The 14,800-nt window shown below is 66.7% G+C and carries 18 protein-coding genes; 7 read left to right on the top strand and 11 right to left on the bottom strand.

Annotated features, from left to right (window positions below):
• Nucleotides 1-2: 2 nt before the first annotated feature.
• The 5 genes from H2040_RS04530 to H2040_RS04510 form a co-directional block, all read right to left on the bottom strand.
• Complete coding sequence (locus H2040_RS04530) at nucleotides 3-941, bottom strand: ABC transporter ATP-binding protein (RefSeq protein ID WP_287154866.1); 939 nt, start codon at nucleotides 939-941, stop codon at nucleotides 3-5.
• Nucleotides 938-1,879: an HlyD family secretion protein gene (locus H2040_RS04525; RefSeq protein WP_287154864.1), complete on the bottom strand. Its 942-nt coding sequence runs from the start codon at nucleotides 1,877-1,879 to the stop codon at nucleotides 938-940. The genes H2040_RS04530 and H2040_RS04525 overlap by 4 nt, the downstream gene beginning before the upstream one ends.
• On the bottom strand, nucleotides 1,876-2,529 hold the full coding sequence (locus tag H2040_RS04520; RefSeq protein WP_287154862.1) for a TetR/AcrR family transcriptional regulator: 654 nt from the start codon (nucleotides 2,527-2,529) through the stop codon (nucleotides 1,876-1,878). The genes H2040_RS04525 and H2040_RS04520 overlap by 4 nt, the downstream gene beginning before the upstream one ends.
• An 83-nt stretch (nucleotides 2,530-2,612) precedes the next feature.
• Nucleotides 2,613-2,999 carry a VOC family protein gene (locus tag H2040_RS04515; protein ID WP_287154860.1) on the bottom strand — a complete coding sequence of 129 codons (387 nt, stop codon included), beginning with the start codon at nucleotides 2,997-2,999 and terminating at the stop codon, nucleotides 2,613-2,615.
• A gap of 15 nt (nucleotides 3,000-3,014) precedes the next feature.
• Nucleotides 3,015-3,482: an NUDIX domain-containing protein gene (locus H2040_RS04510; protein WP_287154857.1), complete on the bottom strand. Its 468-nt coding sequence runs from the start codon at nucleotides 3,480-3,482 to the stop codon at nucleotides 3,015-3,017.
• 47 nt (nucleotides 3,483-3,529) lie between these two features.
• Between H2040_RS04510 and H2040_RS04505 the strand changes: the two genes are divergently transcribed.
• From H2040_RS04505 to H2040_RS04495, 3 genes are all read left to right on the top strand, one after another.
• Nucleotides 3,530-3,958 (top strand): NUDIX hydrolase, encoded by a 429-nt coding sequence (locus H2040_RS04505; protein ID WP_287154856.1) that lies wholly within the window; start codon nucleotides 3,530-3,532, stop codon nucleotides 3,956-3,958.
• A gap of 10 nt (nucleotides 3,959-3,968) precedes the next feature.
• Nucleotides 3,969-4,415, top strand: a complete 447-nt coding sequence (locus H2040_RS04500; protein ID WP_287154854.1) for a TIGR02301 family protein — start codon at nucleotides 3,969-3,971, stop codon at nucleotides 4,413-4,415.
• A gap of 83 nt (nucleotides 4,416-4,498) precedes the next feature.
• Nucleotides 4,499-4,768, top strand: coding sequence for a hypothetical protein (locus tag H2040_RS04495; protein WP_051122703.1), 270 nt, complete (start codon nucleotides 4,499-4,501; stop codon nucleotides 4,766-4,768).
• Here the strand turns inward: H2040_RS04495 and H2040_RS04490 are convergent.
• On the bottom strand, nucleotides 4,765-4,977 hold the full coding sequence (locus H2040_RS04490) for a hypothetical protein (RefSeq protein WP_033310459.1): 213 nt from the start codon (nucleotides 4,975-4,977) through the stop codon (nucleotides 4,765-4,767). The two genes, H2040_RS04495 and H2040_RS04490, sit on opposite strands and share 4 nt — an antisense overlap.
• 329 nt (nucleotides 4,978-5,306) lie before the next feature.
• Here H2040_RS04490 and H2040_RS04485 point away from each other — a divergent pair, with 329 nt between their 5' ends.
• The gene (locus H2040_RS04485) at nucleotides 5,307-6,596 is read left to right on the top strand and encodes a T6SS phospholipase effector Tle1-like catalytic domain-containing protein (RefSeq protein WP_287154850.1); all 1,290 of its coding nucleotides are present in this window, start codon (nucleotides 5,307-5,309) and stop codon (nucleotides 6,594-6,596) included.
• Here the strand turns inward: H2040_RS04485 and H2040_RS04480 are convergent.
• Together H2040_RS04480 and H2040_RS04475 are read right to left on the bottom strand one after the other, a co-directional pair.
• The gene (locus H2040_RS04480; protein WP_287154848.1) at nucleotides 6,581-7,921 is read right to left on the bottom strand and encodes a dihydroorotase; all 1,341 of its coding nucleotides are present in this window, start codon (nucleotides 7,919-7,921) and stop codon (nucleotides 6,581-6,583) included. The two genes, H2040_RS04485 and H2040_RS04480, sit on opposite strands and share 16 nt — an antisense overlap.
• 93 nt (nucleotides 7,922-8,014) lie before the next feature.
• The gene (locus H2040_RS04475; protein WP_287154846.1) at nucleotides 8,015-8,467 is read right to left on the bottom strand and encodes a hypothetical protein; all 453 of its coding nucleotides are present in this window, start codon (nucleotides 8,465-8,467) and stop codon (nucleotides 8,015-8,017) included.
• A gap of 132 nt (nucleotides 8,468-8,599) precedes the next feature.
• On the opposite strand from H2040_RS04475, the gene ygfZ reads away from it, so the two are divergent.
• Complete coding sequence (gene ygfZ, locus H2040_RS04470; protein ID WP_287154844.1) at nucleotides 8,600-9,376, top strand: CAF17-like 4Fe-4S cluster assembly/insertion protein YgfZ; 777 nt, start codon at nucleotides 8,600-8,602, stop codon at nucleotides 9,374-9,376.
• Here ygfZ and H2040_RS04465 read toward each other — a convergent pair.
• A complete protein-coding gene (locus tag H2040_RS04465) occupies nucleotides 9,373-10,008 on the bottom strand; it encodes a YceI family protein (RefSeq protein WP_287154842.1) in 636 nt (211 codons plus the stop codon). The two genes, ygfZ and H2040_RS04465, sit on opposite strands and share 4 nt — an antisense overlap.
• Nucleotides 10,009-10,016: 8 nt before the next feature.
• Nucleotides 10,017-10,592, bottom strand: coding sequence for a cytochrome b (locus H2040_RS04460; protein WP_287154840.1), 576 nt, complete (start codon nucleotides 10,590-10,592; stop codon nucleotides 10,017-10,019).
• A gap of 182 nt (nucleotides 10,593-10,774) precedes the next feature.
• On the opposite strand from H2040_RS04460, the gene H2040_RS04455 reads away from it, so the two are divergent.
• Nucleotides 10,775-12,553 carry an acyl-CoA dehydrogenase family protein gene (locus H2040_RS04455; RefSeq protein WP_287154838.1) on the top strand — a complete coding sequence of 593 codons (1,779 nt, stop codon included), beginning with the start codon at nucleotides 10,775-10,777 and terminating at the stop codon, nucleotides 12,551-12,553.
• Nucleotides 12,554-12,566: 13 nt separating this feature from the next.
• Here the strand turns inward: H2040_RS04455 and H2040_RS04450 are convergent, their stop codons facing one another.
• Nucleotides 12,567-13,472, bottom strand: coding sequence for a glycosyltransferase family 2 protein (locus H2040_RS04450; RefSeq protein ID WP_287154836.1), 906 nt, complete (start codon nucleotides 13,470-13,472; stop codon nucleotides 12,567-12,569).
• A gap of 105 nt (nucleotides 13,473-13,577) precedes the next feature.
• Here H2040_RS04450 and H2040_RS04445 point away from each other — a divergent pair, with 105 nt between their 5' ends.
• Entirely contained in the window at nucleotides 13,578-14,708 is a 1,131-nt protein-coding gene (locus tag H2040_RS04445; protein WP_287154834.1) for a GNAT family N-acetyltransferase, read from the top strand.
• Nucleotides 14,709-14,800: the final 92 nt, after the last annotated feature.

Below are 14,800 nucleotides of genomic sequence, written 5' to 3'. Positions count from 1 at the left end.
CCTCAGGCCGCCTGCGCCGCGTCATCGCGGTTCTGCTCAATCAGGTGGATAAAGACCTCTTCGAGGCCCGCCTCGCTCTCGCGCAGCTCCAGATTTTCACGGTCCTTGTAGGGGGCGAGACTGCGCGCCAGCGCGCCGGCGTCCTTGCCGGAGACGTGCAGGGCGTCGCCGAAGCGGGCAACCTGTTCGACCGGGGCGAGCCGGCGCAGCTCCTTCGCCAGATCGTCGAGGTCCGGACCCTTGATGCGCCATGTAACGAGGCCGGAGCGTTCGGGAATTTCGGCGGCGGGGGCGTCGACCAGCTTGCGGCCCTTGTGGATGAAGCAGATGTGGTCGCACTGGATCGCCTCGTCCATGTAATGGGTGGAGACGAGAACGGTGATGCCGCTGGCCGTCATGTCATGTATCCGCTCCCAGAAATGGCGGCGGGCGGCGGGGTCGACGCCGGCGGTGGGTTCGTCCAGCAGCAGAAGGTCCGGCTTGTGGATCATGGAGGCGGCCAGCGCCAGACGCTGCTTCCAGCCGCCGGAGAGCTGGGAGGCGAGCTGTTTCGCGCGGTCGGCGAGACCGTATTCCGCCATCACCGCGTCGACGCGGGCGCGCACGTCCGCCTCGCCATACATGCGGGCCATGAAATTGAGGTTCTCGCGGACGCTGAGTTCCTCATAGAGCGAAAATTTCTGGGTCATGTAGCCGACGCGCTTCTTGATCCGGCGGCCTTCGGTGAGGATGTCGTAGCCGAGCGCGGTTCCCTCCCCCTCGTCCGGGGTGAGGAGGCCGCACATCATGCGGATCGTGGTGGTTTTCCCCGATCCGTTGGGGCCGAGAAAGCCATAGATGACGCCCTTTGGAACGCTCATGGAGAGATGATCGACGGCGGTGAAGTCGCCGAACCTTTTGGTCAGACCCTCGACCCGGATGGCGGGTTCGGCGGCGTTCATCGGTCCAGCCGTACCTGGACGGGCTGGCCGGGATGGAAGCGCGCGGGGTCTTCGGGAATGGCCTCGACGCGATAGACCAGCTTGGCGCGCTCGGTCTCGCTGAAGATGACGGGCGGGGTGTATTCGGCCTGTGTGGAGATGAAGGCGATTTCGGCGGTGAGACCGGCCGGACAACCGTCACACGCGGCGCTGACGCCCTGACCGGCGGTGACGCGGGCAAGCTCGGTCTGCGGTACGAAAAAGACAAGGCGCATGGCGTCGTCCGGCAGCAGGGAGAGGACCGGGGCGTTGGGGGAAGCGGCCTCGCCCGGGCGGCGGAATATGCGCTGCACCCGGCCGGGCGCGGGGGCGCGGAAAGAGCGGTCGGCGAGCTGTTCGGCGGCCAGGGCGAGGCGCGCTTCAGCCGCTTCAACTTCGTCCCCGGCGGCCTGAATGGCGTCCTCGCGGGCGGGCAGCGCGGCGAGCTGGCGCTGCGAGGCCAGTTCCTGCACCCGGGCGCGGGCGACGCCGAGGGCGCGTTCGGCCTCGTCCAGCTGGCGCTGCGGGGCGGCGTCCTGCGCAACCAGTTGCTGCGCGCGGTCATATTCTTCCTGCGCCAGGGCGAGATCGGCGCGGGCGGAGGCGAGGCGGTCGCCCGCGGCCTCCACCTCTTCCGGGCGGCCGCCGCGCTGCAGGTCGGCCAGGCGCGACCGGGCGGCGGCGAGCTGGGCCTGCGCTTCCTGCACGGCGAGGCGGGCGCGTTCGGCGTCGACGGAAAACAGCGGCGCGCCTTGCTCCACGCGGTCGCCCTCCGCCACGTCCAGCGTGGTGATCAGGCCCGGTTCGCGGGGGCTGAGATAGCGGTAATCGCCTTCGGCATAGCCCAGCAGGGCCCCGTCATCACTGGCGCCGCAAGCAGCGAGGGCGAGACAGGCGAGCAGGATGGCGGCGCGGATCATTTGGGCTTGCCCCCGTCGGCGCGCATCCCGTTCAGTATGATGTCCAGATGATGCTGCGCCATGATGTTGCCGGGCAGCGGCGGGTCATCGGCGCGGGCGAACGTGGTCATCCAGACCATGTGCAGCATCAACCCGCCGATGATAGAGCGGGCCGCGGCCTGCGGATCGACATCGCGGAACTGGCCCTGCGTGACGCCAGCGCGGATCAGGCGCTGCAGCGCGCCGAGGCCGACCTCGATCACCTCTTCCCGGTAGAATTCCGCCAGTTCAGGGAAATTTCCGGCTTCCGCGATGATCAGGCGCGGCACGGCGAAGCGGCGCGGATCGCTCATTGCCTCGCCCATGAAGCTGACCGCCATGCGCAAGGCCCCGGCGGGGTCGTCCTCCGCATTTTCCATCAGGCTGGCGGCGTGGGCGGCGACCGGCGTGACGGAGCGGCGGATCAGGGCGCGCAGCATGTCTTCCTTGGACGGGAAATAACGATAGAGCGCGCCCTGGGACAGCCCGGCCCCGCGCGCAATCTCCGCCACCGTGGCGCCGGAAAATCCCTTTTTCACGAAGGCGTCCAGCGCGGCGTCCAGAATATCGTCCGGGCGGGCTTCCGGGCGGCGGCGCCAGCCCGGTTTCGGTGTTTTTTCGGCTACGCTCATGCCCCTTAATAAATGAACGCTCATTTATTTACAAGAGTAGCGGGGGCGCTTTCGCCAAGGCCGGCGCTTAATGAATACGGGTGTCAGGCCCCGGTCTGTATCGGCTGCCAGAGTTCGATCTTGTAGCCCTCCGGGTCGATGAACCAGCCGAAACGGCCATAATCATAGGACTCGATTTCACCCGCGAGTTCGGCCCCGCCGGCGCGCGCCTTTTCCAGCACGCTCTCCAGATCGTCGACACGGAAATTGATCATGGCTTCCCGCCCGGACGGCTGGAAATAATCGGTGTCCTGTTTGAACGGACCCCAGACAATACGCAGGTCCGGCGCGTCATCCTCGGACGGCTGGAAGGCCGTTCCGTTCCAGCCGTCAGTTACGTCAAAGCCCAGATGGTCGCGATACCAGGCGGCCAGCGCCGCCGGGTCCTTGCACTTGAAAAACACGCCGCCGATGCCGAGCACTTTCGCCATGCGAACAAGCCTCCCCTACCAGTGCGGCGAGACCTCCCGGCCCGCGAAGGCCTCTTCGAGCCGCCGCCTTGTTCCGTTTGTAACATCATCGGGCAATCGGGCAGGGGAAAACCAGCCGCGTTCGGCGATTTCGAACCCTTCCAGCGGATCCACCGCGCGCCAGGAATCGGCGCGGAATACGATGACATGGTCGCCGCGATAGCTGGCATGGTTGGAATAGACGCCGAAAAGCGACAAGGTTTCGGGATGAACGCCCGCCTCCTCCGCCGCTTCGCGGCCCGCCGCCTCGATGGCCGTCTCGCCGCGCTCCACCCCGCCGCCGGGCAGGTGCCAGCCATGGGCGTAGGAATGGCGGATCAGGGCGACGCGCCCCTGCTCATCGGCGGCGATCACGCGGACGCCCAGCGTCATCGGCCGCTTGAAACGCCACCACAGGCGCATGACAGGTTTCCAGGCCGCGCGCACATCCACCGGATCAATCATGGCGCCCAGACTGGCGTGTTCGCGTCGCGTGGCAAGAGGGCGCGGTCATGACCCGGCCCGTGGCGGCCGCGGGCGCGGTGGTGTTCCGCGGCGATGACGTGCTGCTGATCCGGCGCGGCCGCGCCCCGCTGAAAGGAAGCTGGTCCCTGCCCGGCGGCAAGATCGAGTTCGGCGAGACGGCCATCGAGGCGGTTGCCCGTGAAGTGCGCGAGGAAACCGGCTGCGAGATCGAGGTGATTGGCCTGATCGATGTGGTCGACCGCATCGACCCCGGCAGCCATTACGTGCTGGCCGATTATGCCGCGCGCTGGATCAGCGGCGAACCGCGGCCCGGCGATGACGCCGACCGGGCGCGCTTCTTCGCGCCGGACGCGCTGGCGCCGCTGGATTTGTGGTCGGAAACCGTGCGGGTGATCGCACAGGCGCGCCGCATCCTTCATGAATCAGTCAGAGACGGTTCAGGGTCCCGGCGTTAGGTTGCGCGCGATGAAACAGCGCGTTTTTCAAATCCTCGCCGGGCTGACCGCCCTGACGCTGCTGGCCGCGCCCGGATGGGCGCAGGAACGCTATGACCGCGTTCTGGAGAACCAGGCCGAAGCGCCAGAGCCGGACGAAGCGCCGGCGCAGCCGAAAGTCGTGCGCTCCAGCCTGCTGATCGCCTTGGCCGAGACGATTGGCGGGGCGCATTATCTGCGCCTGACCTGCGAGGGGCGGGATTCCCAGTACTGGCGGAACCGCATGGTTGAGCTGCTGGAGCTGGAGGCGGGCGAGCGTTATCGCCTGCGGGACGCGATGATCGAGGCGTTCAATGACGGCTATCGCTATCAGGAACGCCGGTATGCGCGGTGCGGCGCCGAAATGAAGGCTGAGGAACAGACGCTGTCGCGCACAGGCGCCGATCTGGCGAGACAACTGGGCGATCCCTATCTATAGGGCTGAATTCAAACTGTCGCTTGACCTTTGAGGCGCGTTCGCGCCGACTGTCTTTTGCGGACAAAACGCTGTGGGAGCATTCAATGCCGAAAGCTGGCCGTTATGAAGGGAATGACGGGCGCGTGGTGGAAGAAGAACAGAAATCCATCGCGCTGGACCGCATCCTGGACGCCTGGGACGACGCGCTGGGCGACGGGTGCGAGCCGGACCACATCGCCACCGCCGCCATCTTCGCCGCGCTGACCGACATGATCGACGCCTATGGCGAGGAGCCGGTGGCGGAAATGGCGGAATCCCTGCCCGAACGCATCCGCAAGGGCGAGTTTTCCATGCGCGAGGGTCAGGCCCACTAGGCCCCGCCGCGCGCCGCCTTCATATCTTCCGACAATTGAGCGATGTCCTTCACGGTGAATTTCTCGCCGCGGACGCAGACGATATCGCGCTCATCAATCCTGCCGAACCAGTCCACCGATTCCACGGGGACATGGATCAGGCCTTCCACCATGCCGCCGGCCAACATCTGGCGCACCTTGATCTCTATCAGGCCGTTTGACTGGGACATGGCGCGCCTTCTTTCGTTTCGCGGTTCATTGCCGGGGAAACGATAAGGCGCGGCCATTTATAAAGAATGACGGCCGGACCACGCGCCTTGGGGGAGACTGCGTCATGGCCCGGCCGCCGAATCCACCGTTGCCTATTGGGGGGCGCAACGGCAGGGGGTCGCCGGCTTCTATAGGGGGAGGGACGCCGGCTTTGGTTCAACGCACATGGGAAGCGAATCCGGCGTCCGCTAGGGGCTAAAACTGCAGCCATGCCGGAATTTCACGCCGTTATTTAACCCACGATAGAAAAATCCTGTCGGCGGTCGCCCATCGAGGGTATTCTTCCCCCATGGCGCGGCTGGCGATCTTCTGCGACGGAACGTGGAACCGGCTGGATTCCCGCTTTGCGACCAATGTCGTGAAACTGGCCGAATCCGTTGAACCGGTGGCCCGTGACGGCGTGCGGCAACTGGTTTTCTACGATGACGGGGTGGGATCGGGCACGGCGGTCGCCAAGGGCGTCGACAAGATGATCGGCGGGGCGACCGGCAAGGGATTGCTGCGCAATATCGAGGACGCCTACCGCTTCCTGATCTTCAATTACCAGCCGGGCGACGAGATATACGTTTTCGGCTTTTCGCGGGGCGCCTTCACCGCGCGCAGCCTGTGCGGCCTGATCCGCAATTGCGGCATTATCCAGCGGCGCTACGCCTCCCGCGTGGACGAGGCGATTGCGCTGTATCGCGACGGCAGCGAGGCCGGGCACCCGAACGGGGAGAAGGCGCTGGAATTCCGCGCCCGCTACGCCGCCGATCACATACTGAACGACCGCGATATCGCGCACCGGAAGGCCGAGGCCGATCCGCCGCCGCGTCTGCGGGTGGATTTTCTGGGCGTGTGGGACACGGTCGGCTCCCTGGGCCTGCCCGATACATTCATCACCGGCCTGTTCCAGCGGAACGAAAAGTTCGCCTTCCACGACACCCAGCTGAGCGCGATGATCCGCGCCGGGCGCCACGCCGTGGCGATTGACGAGAAGCGGGAGAGCTTCTCACCGACGCTGTGGACCCCGGACGAAAGCCACGACCCCGAAAAAGTGCAGCAAGTCTGGTTTCCGGGCGATCACGGCTCTGTCGGCGGCGGCGGGGACATCACAGGGCTGAGCGACGCGGCGCTTCTGTGGATTGCGGAGGGCGCGCTGGAGGCGGGGCTGGAATATTCGCCCCTGCCCGATACGCCGCTGCGCACCGCGCGGCCCGACCACGGGGCGGCGCTGGAGAATATCTCCTCGGCGGCGCGCAAGGGCGGGCTGACGTCTTTCATTACCCGGCGGCTGCCGAAAAAGGACCGTCTGGCGGTGCTGGAGAAGGCTTATCGCGAAGAGGTCAAGCGGCTGGAAAAGCTGGGCCGGGCGGAACTGGCCGCGGAGCTGAAGCCGCCGCGCATCGCCGTGGAGGAACTGGCGGCGAGCGCCATTCTGCGCTGGAACGAGGCGGCGGAGAACCTGGCCGAGGGCAAGCCCTACCGCCCCGGTACGCTGGACGGGCTGAAAGATTTGCTGGAAGGCGCGGCGGCGCTGGCGAAATCGGCCGCGGAGCGGCTGTCCGCGCTGGCCGCCCGGTTTCAGCCCTCCGGCTGAAGCGTTTCCATGAAGCGGACGGGTTCGCCGAGCCCTTCGGCGACCACTTCATCGTCGCGCATCACGATATTGCCGCGGATGATGGTGGCTTTCGGCCAGCCGGTGACGGTCATGCCCGCGAACGGGGTCCAGCCGGACTTGTTGGCCATCATCGCGTCGGTGATTTCCTTCTTCTCTTTCATATCGACGATGGTCAGGTCGCCGTCATAGCCCTTGGCCAGACGCCCCTTCCCGGCCGTGCCGAAGACGCGCTGGGCGCCGGCGCTGGTCAGATCCACAACGCGCTCAAGGCTGAGACGGCCGGCATTGGCGTGATCGAGCATCAGGGGCAGCAGGGTCTGCACGCCCGGCATGCCGGAAGGCGATTGCGGATAGGGCTTTTCCTTTTCCTCCAGCGTGTGCGGGGCGTGGTCGGAGCCGATGACGTCGGCGACGCCCTGACGCACGGCCTCCCACAACGCGGCGCGGTGATCGGCGCCGCGCACGGGCGGGTTCATCTGGGCGCGGCCCTTCAGGCGCTCATAGGCTTCCGGACCCTCCAGCGTGAGGTGCTGGGGCGTGATCTCGACCGTGGCGATATCGCGCGCGGCGGCCAGAAGCGGGATCTCGTCCAGGGTGGAGACATGCAGGACATGGATGCGCTTGCCGCATTTGCGGGCCAGGCGGATCAGGCGTTCGGTCGACAGGCGCGCGGCCTCGGCGTCGCGGACGTCCGTGTGGCTGGTCCAGTCGCCCTGGCGGGCCAGCGAGCGGCGGTCTTCCAGCCGGAATTCGTCTTCGGAATGGAAGGTGGCGCGGCGATTGACGTTGCGCAGCACCGCCTCCACGCCCTCATCCGTCTCGATCAGGAGATTGCCGGTGGAGGCGCCCATGAAGACCTTGACCCCGCAACAGCCGGGCAGGCGCTCCAGCTCGCCCAGATGTTCGGTGTTCTGCGGCGTGCCGCCGACATAAAAGGCATGGTCGCAATCCATGCGGCCCCTGGCGCGCTTCAGCTTGTCGGCCATGGCGTCCGGATCGGTGGTGGTGGGATTGGTGTTCGGCATTTCGAACACCGCCGTCACCCCGCCCAGAACCGCACCGCGCGCGCCGGCCTGAAGGTCTTCCTTGTGCTCCAGCCCCGGCTCGCGGAAATGCACCTGGGTGTCGATAACGCCGGGCAGGACGTGCAGGCCGGTGGCGTCGAATACCTCGCCCGCGTCCGCGGTCGAAAGATCGCCGATATAGACGGTCTTGCCGCCGGTGATCCCGACATCGGCGCGGAACGTGCCCGCGTGATTGACGACGGTGCCGCCGCGTACGATCAGATCATAGGTCTCGGCCATATCTCGCCCTTCGTTTTGACGCGGACCGGAAAATACGGCCCGCCCTCTTTTAACGGGGCGGAGCGTGAAGAATCCAGTTTTGCGCGCGGCGGCTCAGGCGGCCGGGGCCGGCGCCTTCCCCTGCGCGGCGCGGCGGAACAGCCATGCAGACAGCATCCAGAGCGCGGTGAAGAAGGCCGTCGCGAACACGATATCGGTGGCCTGTCCCCAGCCGGCGGCCAGGGCGGCGAGCGCGACCAGCGCCTGTGCAAGCGCCGTCGCGCCCAGCGCGGTAGCCATGCCGCGCGGCCGGAACCGCGCGATCAGGGCGCCGATGAAGCCCACGGCCAGCACGCCGACGAACAACATATTGGCGTCGTGATTTTCCGACCCGATGATTCCCACCGCGCCATTCACCCAGATCAGCAGGAAAGCCCCCAGCGCCGCGATTGCCGAAGCGCCGCGATAGGCCAGACTGCCCGAACGCCGGAACGCCAGATAAAGCGCAAGCGCGGCCCCCGTCACCAGCGCGCCCATGATCACGAAATCAGCAATGCTCCAGTCCATGTCCGTCTCCCCGTCGGTCCGGCGGCAGTTTCGCGCCGTCAGTGATTTCTGACAACGCAATAAGGCCGGATGATGGATTTGCGGGCCGGTTCAGGCTTGCAACACGCCCCGGCCGCCCGCATCTAGCCGGGCATGACGCAACCCGCCCTTCTGACCGACCGCGCCGTCCTTCGCATTAGCGGGGAGAATGTGCGCGAATTCCTCAACGGCCTTGTCACCAACGAGATGACCAAGGGCGACGACGCGGTGTTCGCCGCGCTGCTGACCCCCCAGGGCAAGATCCTGGCAGAGATGATCATCAGCGATGGCGGCGACGGGGCGCTGTATGTCGACACGCCCGCGGAGGGCGCGGCGGCGCTGATGCAGCGGCTGGCGATGTACAAGCTGCGCGCGAAGATCGAGGTCGCCGATGTCAGCGAGACGCTGGGCGTGGTCCTGCACGGCGCGGGCGCGTTTGCCGATCCGCGCCATGACGGCCTGCCGCCGCGCGCGATCGCCCCGCGCGAGGGCGTCCCGGCGGCGGACGGTTATGACGCCGCGCGCATCGCGCTGGGCGTCCCGGAGCTGTTCAAGGACTACCAGCCCGCCGACATTTTCCCCGCGGACGCGGCAATGGACTGGTTCAACGGGGTCAATCTGAAGAAGGGCTGTTTCGTCGGGCAGGAAGTGGTCAGCCGGATGCACCGCAAGGGAACGCTGCGCAAGCGCATGCTGCCCGTGAGGGTGGAGGGCGGCGCGCCGGACTACGGCGTGGAAGTGACCGCCGATGAGAAGCCGGTGGGCGATATCCGCTCCTCCAACGGCGGAGACGCCATCGCCCTGTTGCGGATCGACCGGCTGGAGAAAGCGGAAACGCCGCCCGTGACGGACGGGCGGCGCGTGGACGTGCTGCGGACGGGCGCGCCCTAGCGGGTCGCCGCGACCTCTATCGTCACGGCGATCGAGTCAGAGACCGCGCCGTCGAAATCGCCGCCGCCGACATTCCAGCCCGCGCGCTCGAAACCGAACTCGGCCTGTGCGTTGGCGGTGTCGCCGCTGATCGCGACCGAGAACGGCAGATTGAACGGGTGCGACTGGTCCTTGATGGTCAGAACGCCCTGCGCCGCGTAGCCGCCCTGAGTGGCGGTCACGCTGTTCGAGACAAAGCGCGCCTCGCCGGACCCCAGCCAGTCGGCCGAGGTCGCCGTTTCGTCCCGGTCGGAGTCGCCGGTATCCAGAGAGGCGAGATTGACGCGGGCGTCGATCTTCGAGCCTTCCAGATTATCCGGATCGAACCAGATATCGGCCGACCAGTCGGAAAATTCGCCGTCGAACGCTTCGCCGTCGATCTCGCCTGCGAAGGTGAGCGCGCTCTGCGCCTGATCCACCGTCCAGCGGTCGGCGGCGTTCTCGGGCGCCTCGGCGGCCGGGCCGGCGGTTTCGGCGGGCGCGGCCTGGGTTTCGGCTTCGGCCGGGGCCTGGGCGGCGGTGTCCGGGGCGCCGGAGTCGCCGCAGGCGGCGAGGGCCAGCACGGCGAGGGCGGCGGGGGCTATGCGGATCATGGCGGGTCTCACTTCTTCGAGAAGGGAATCGGGATCATGCGCTGCAGCAGGTCGATACGCTCCACGAACTGATGCTTCAGCGCCGCCCCGACATGTAGTGCGAGAAGCGCCAGAATCACCCAGGCCATCTTCGAATGAACATTCTCGAACACCGCGTCCAGCGTCTCTTTCGTGTCACGCGGCAGACCCGGCAGGATGGGCAGGTGCGGCCATTCGAACAGGAAGAAGAAGCGCGTCGGGATGCCCAGCGGCGAGGACGACACCATCAGCCAGCCGGCCAGCGGCATGGCGATGATCAGAACATAAAAGGCCCAGTGGACGGCGGTGGCGGCGGTTTTCTCCCACGCTTTCATCTGTTCCGGATAAGGCGGGGTCTTGTGGGTGAGGCGCCAGATCAGGCGCGCGACGGACAGCACAAGAATGGTCAGGCCCACCGATTTGTGGATCTGGAAATAGTTGAGCTTCTGCGTGCTGTTCGGCAGGTCGCCCGCCCACCAGCCGAAGAAGATCATGCCGATAATGGCAATGGCGATCAGCCAGTGCAGCGTCATCGCGACGGCGTTGTAGCGGCGTGTTCCGGTCATGGAGGCGCTGCTCCCTTGAAGCCTGTTTCTGCCTGTAAGGGAATGATAACGGCGCGCGTGGCCGCGTCACCTGTGAAAGCGTGACTGGGCGCCGCAGCATTTGCGCCATTGGCCGCGCGGCTTCCGCCCTCTAAGTTCCCCCTCTCCACGCCAGAGACGAGATAAAGAGAGCTTCGCCAAACATGCCCTATACCGCCCCTGTGGAAGATATCCGCTTTTCTCTGGAAGACGTCGTCGCGATGGACGGCCTGAAAACGACCGGCGCGTTCGACGAGCTGTCGCGCGACCTCACCGCCCAGATTCTTGAAGAAGCCGGCAAGTTCACCGCCGACATCCTTGGCCCGCTGAACCGGTCCGGGGATCAGGAAGGCTGCACGTTGAAAGACGGCGCGGTGACCACGCCCAAGGGCTTCTCCGACGCCTATGCCCGCATGGTCGAGGGCGGCTGGCAGGGCCTGGCCGCGCCGGCCGAGCATGGCGGCATGGGCCTGCCCCGCGCGCTGGGCGTGGCGCTGCAGGAAATGATGCAGGCGGCCAACATGGCGTTCGGCCTCTGCCCGATGCTGACCCAGGGCGGGATCGAGGCGTTGCTGGCGCATGGCGACGAGCATCAGAACAGCGTCTATCTGCCCAAGCTGATTTCCGGCGAATGGTCCTGCACCATGAACCTGACCGAGCCGCAGGCGGGATCCGACGTCGGCGCGCTGCGCACCAAGGCGGAGCCGAACGGGGACGGGTCCTGGTCCATCACCGGCCAGAAAATCTACATCACCTGGGGCGAGCATGATTGCACGGAGAACGTGATCCACACCGTGCTGGCCCGGACCCCGGACGGGGTGCCGGGCACCAAGGGCATCTCGCTGTTCCTGGTGCCGAAATTCTTCGTGAACGAGGACGGATCGCTTGGCGACCGCAACGCGGTGAAAGCCATCGGTCTGGAAGAGAAGCTGGGCATTCACGGCTCCCCCACCTGCACGATGGACTATGCCGGAGCCAAAGGCTGGCTGATCGGCGAGGAATTCGACGGCATGAAGCTGATGTTCACGATGATGAACTCGGCGCGCCTGAATGTCGGGATGCAGGGCGTGGGCGTTGGCCATCGCGCCTATCAGCGGGCGCTGGCCTATGCGCAGGACCGCACGCAGGGCCGCGACCTGGACGGCGACTATCCGGCCGCCATCATCAATCATCCGGACGTGCGCCGCATGCTGATGGTGATGAAAGCCAAGCTGGAGGCCGCGCGCCATATCTGCCTGGCGACCGCCGTGGCGGCCGATTACGGCCTGCATTTCGAGCTGGAGGAAGACCGCAAGGCGGCGAAATGGCGTGAAGACCTGCTGACCCCGATGGCCAAGGCCTGGGGCACGGATCTGGGCGTCGAGGCCGCATCGCTGGGCGTGCAGATCCATGGCGGCATGGGCTTTATCGAGGAATCGGGCGCGCCGCAGCAATATCGCGACGCCCGCATCGCCCCGATCTATGAAGGCACGAACGGCATTCAGGCCATCGATCTTGTTGGCCGCAAGCTGTCCATGGATGGCGGCATGCCGATGAAGCGCCTGATCGAGGAAATGCGGGAGACGGTTGAGGATCTTGAGACCAGCTCCAACGAGGAGCTTCCGCTGATCGCGCGCCGTCTGGCCCCCGCTGTCGACCAGCTGGAGCGCACCGTCGCCTGGCTGACCGACAAGAAACGCGACCCGGAAGAGCGTCTGGCCGGGGCCTATCCCTTCCTGACGCTGGCGAGCGAAGTGACCGGGGGCTATTACATGGCCATCGGCGCGGTGGCCGCGCAGCGCCGTTTGAAGAACAAGGAAGGCGATCCGGGCTTTGCCGATTCAAAGGTGGCGCTGGCCCGCTATTACGCCGACAGCGTGCTGCCCAAGGCTGCGGGCCATGCGGCCGAGGTGATGGGCGCGGCGGACGCCATGCTGGACTTCCCGGACGAATACCTGGCGTAAGACCGCCTGACGTCTAGGCCCCGCCATAGAGGCGGGGGGCGAAGCGGTCGCCCCAGAACAGCTTGCCCAGCCCCTGCACGCTGCGATCCAGCATCGCGGCGCGGCGGGGCGAGCGGATAGCCCACAACAGACCGGCAGCGGCGCCATAGGCCACGGCCTGCGCCGCCCCGACCGCCATCCAGCCAATGACGCCCGGCGCGTCCGGCGGGGTGCGCGCGGCGCAGCTCTGGCTGGGCCCCTGCCCGTAAGCGAAGCCGCGCGCCAGCGCATAGCGCAGACAGGCGCGCGATTCCGGCACATATTCCAGAACCCGCGCCCGCGACGCCCAGCCGAAACGCGCGCCTTTATGCTTCAACATCGCGAACAGAAGATCGTCTTCGCCGCCCAGCTGATCGGCCTTCGCGTCGAAGGGCGCGGCGGTCAGGGACAGTCCCTCTCGCGCGATCATGGAATTGCCGCAGCCATGATAATCGTCCAGCACGGCGTCTTCGGCCGGTCCGGTGCGGGCAAAGAACCCCTTGAGGAAATCGCGATGCGCGGCCGGCGTCGTTTCAGGCAGAACCGTATCTATGGGGCCGAAAACAATATCGGCGCCCAGGTCTGTCAGCGCCGTGTCCAGCGCCGCCAGCCAGCCCGGCAGGGCTTCCTCGTCATCATCGAGAAACGCAATGCGCGGGGCGACGGCCGCGGCCCATCCGGCGTTGCGCGCGGTGGCGACGCCGGGGTTCGGCTCCGCAATCAGGGTCAGGCGGGCGTCCTTGATGCCCGCCAGCGCCCGGTCCGCGCCGCCTTCGGGCGCGTTATCAACCACGATGACCTCGAAATCCGGCGCGCCTTCCTGCGCCAGCGCGCTTTCAACGGCGCGCCGCAGACCGTCCGGGCGGCGAAACGTGGGTATGACAACCGAGATACGCGCCATGGGCGGCCTTCGCGAAAATTTTCAACGTCTTTCCTTGATATTCACCTATCACCGATAGGGTTGCGAACCGGTGAAGCCAGAGGGCGGGCGGCGGCGACAAGGTTTATGCGTACGAATCTGATTCACCCGGGCGAGCTCGGGCCCGACGAAATCAAGGCGTGGAAAGCCATCACCGCGGAGATGGGGACGCACAGCGCCTTCATGGAGCCGGAGTTCGCGCGCGCGGCGGGCCAGGCCCGCGGCGATGCGCGCGTGGCCGTTTTCGAGAATGACGGCAAGATCGTCGGCTTCTGGCCGTTTCACAAACGCCCCATGCATTTCGCGCGGCCCATCGGCGCGCCGTTCAGCGACCAGCACGGGCCGGCCATCCGGCCGGGCGCGGCGTTCGACCCCGCGGCGGCGCTGAAAGCGATGGGCATGTGCGCCTATGCCTATTCCACCCTGCTGGACCCGGAAGCGCGGTTTTCTTCCGGCGCGCGGGCCGTTCAGGATGGATACGTGGCGGAGACCGGCGGCGACGGGCAAGCCTATGCGGCGCGCCTGAAGGCCGAACACAAACGCTATCACAAGACCATCGAGCGGCGGCGGCGGAAGCTGGAAAACGAGCGCGGGTCGGTGGAGATCGTCCTGCGCGACCGCGATCCCGAAGCGTTCGAGCAGGTGTTGCGCTGGAAGCGCGAGCAATATGCGGCGACCGGCCTGCATGACGTTCTGGCCCCGCGCTGGGTCCGGGTGATGCTGGACGCGCTGGGCGATACGGACGCCGAAGACCATGGCCTGCGCATGTCCACGCTGCGCGTGGACGGGCGACTGGCGGCCGGGGAAATCTGTCTTCTGGGCGCGGGCAGCCTGCATAGCTGGATTCCCGCCTATGACGCGGAATTCGGGATATATTCGCCCGGCCTGCAATTGCTGCGCGGACTGATCGAAGGGACCGGGGAGCTGGGCGCGGACCGCGTCGATCTGGGCGCGGGACATGGCTATTACAAACGCTATTTCACGTTCGAGCGGCGGGCGCTGATCGACGGGGCGGCGTTTGCGCGGGGCGCGGGCGCGCAGGTGATGAAATCGGCCATGGGGGGCTGGCGCGGGCTGGAAACCGCGCCGCTGGGCCCGATGTCGAAACTGGCCGGGAAGGCGCGCCGGCGGCTGGGCCAGATCGCAGCCGTGGAGCCGGGCCTTGGCGGACGGGTGCGCGGGGTCGCGCGCGCCTTCAGGCAACACGCGCCGGGCTGAACGCCTTATTGATCCGCCCGCGCAGGGCGGCGCATAGTCTTCCCATGAAACGCCTGTTTGTCTGTCTTGCGCTGCTATGGGCGCTGCCCGCC

Origin of the sequence: Euryhalocaulis sp. (assembly GCF_013911995.1) — a bacterium.
GTDB classification, from domain to species: Bacteria; Pseudomonadota; Alphaproteobacteria; order Caulobacterales; family Maricaulaceae; genus Euryhalocaulis; species Euryhalocaulis caribicus.
The sequence above is the reverse complement of the archived record's forward strand: the minus strand, read 5'-3'. Positions and strand labels throughout refer to the sequence as shown.

What these genes read in the sequence shown, in the direction of transcription:
- H2040_RS04530 (WP_287154866.1), bottom strand. Translation starts at nt 941, where the DNA reads ATGAACGCCGCCGAACCCGCCATCCGGGTCGAGGGTCTGACCAAAAGG.
- H2040_RS04490 (WP_033310459.1), bottom strand. Translation starts at nt 4,977, where the DNA reads ATGTCCCAGTCAAACGGCCTGATAGAGATCAAGGTGCGCCAGATGTTG.
- H2040_RS04460 (WP_287154840.1), bottom strand. Translation starts at nt 10,592, where the DNA reads ATGACCGGAACACGCCGCTACAACGCCGTCGCGATGACGCTGCACTGG.
- H2040_RS04485 (WP_287154850.1), top strand. Translation starts at nt 5,307, where the DNA reads ATGGCGCGGCTGGCGATCTTCTGCGACGGAACGTGGAACCGGCTGGAT.
- H2040_RS04480 (WP_287154848.1), bottom strand. Translation starts at nt 7,921, where the DNA reads ATGGCCGAGACCTATGATCTGATCGTACGCGGCGGCACCGTCGTCAAT.
- H2040_RS04525 (WP_287154864.1), bottom strand. Translation starts at nt 1,879, where the DNA reads ATGATCCGCGCCGCCATCCTGCTCGCCTGTCTCGCCCTCGCTGCTTGC.
- H2040_RS04465 (WP_287154842.1), bottom strand. Translation starts at nt 10,008, where the DNA reads ATGATCCGCATAGCCCCCGCCGCCCTCGCCGTGCTGGCCCTCGCCGCC.
- ygfZ (WP_287154844.1), top strand. Translation starts at nt 8,600, where the DNA reads ATGACGCAACCCGCCCTTCTGACCGACCGCGCCGTCCTTCGCATTAGC.
- H2040_RS04510 (WP_287154857.1), bottom strand. Translation starts at nt 3,482, where the DNA reads ATGATTGATCCGGTGGATGTGCGCGCGGCCTGGAAACCTGTCATGCGC.
- H2040_RS04445 (WP_287154834.1), top strand. Translation starts at nt 13,578, where the DNA reads ATGCGTACGAATCTGATTCACCCGGGCGAGCTCGGGCCCGACGAAATC.
- H2040_RS04515 (WP_287154860.1), bottom strand. Translation starts at nt 2,999, where the DNA reads ATGGCGAAAGTGCTCGGCATCGGCGGCGTGTTTTTCAAGTGCAAGGAC.
- H2040_RS04475 (WP_287154846.1), bottom strand. Translation starts at nt 8,467, where the DNA reads ATGGACTGGAGCATTGCTGATTTCGTGATCATGGGCGCGCTGGTGACG.
- H2040_RS04495 (WP_051122703.1), top strand. Translation starts at nt 4,499, where the DNA reads ATGCCGAAAGCTGGCCGTTATGAAGGGAATGACGGGCGCGTGGTGGAA.
- H2040_RS04455 (WP_287154838.1), top strand. Translation starts at nt 10,775, where the DNA reads ATGCCCTATACCGCCCCTGTGGAAGATATCCGCTTTTCTCTGGAAGAC.
- H2040_RS04500 (WP_287154854.1), top strand. Translation starts at nt 3,969, where the DNA reads ATGAAACAGCGCGTTTTTCAAATCCTCGCCGGGCTGACCGCCCTGACG.
- H2040_RS04450 (WP_287154836.1), bottom strand. Translation starts at nt 13,472, where the DNA reads ATGGCGCGTATCTCGGTTGTCATACCCACGTTTCGCCGCCCGGACGGT.
- H2040_RS04520 (WP_287154862.1), bottom strand. Translation starts at nt 2,529, where the DNA reads ATGAGCGTAGCCGAAAAAACACCGAAACCGGGCTGGCGCCGCCGCCCG.
- H2040_RS04505 (WP_287154856.1), top strand. Translation starts at nt 3,530, where the DNA reads ATGACCCGGCCCGTGGCGGCCGCGGGCGCGGTGGTGTTCCGCGGCGAT.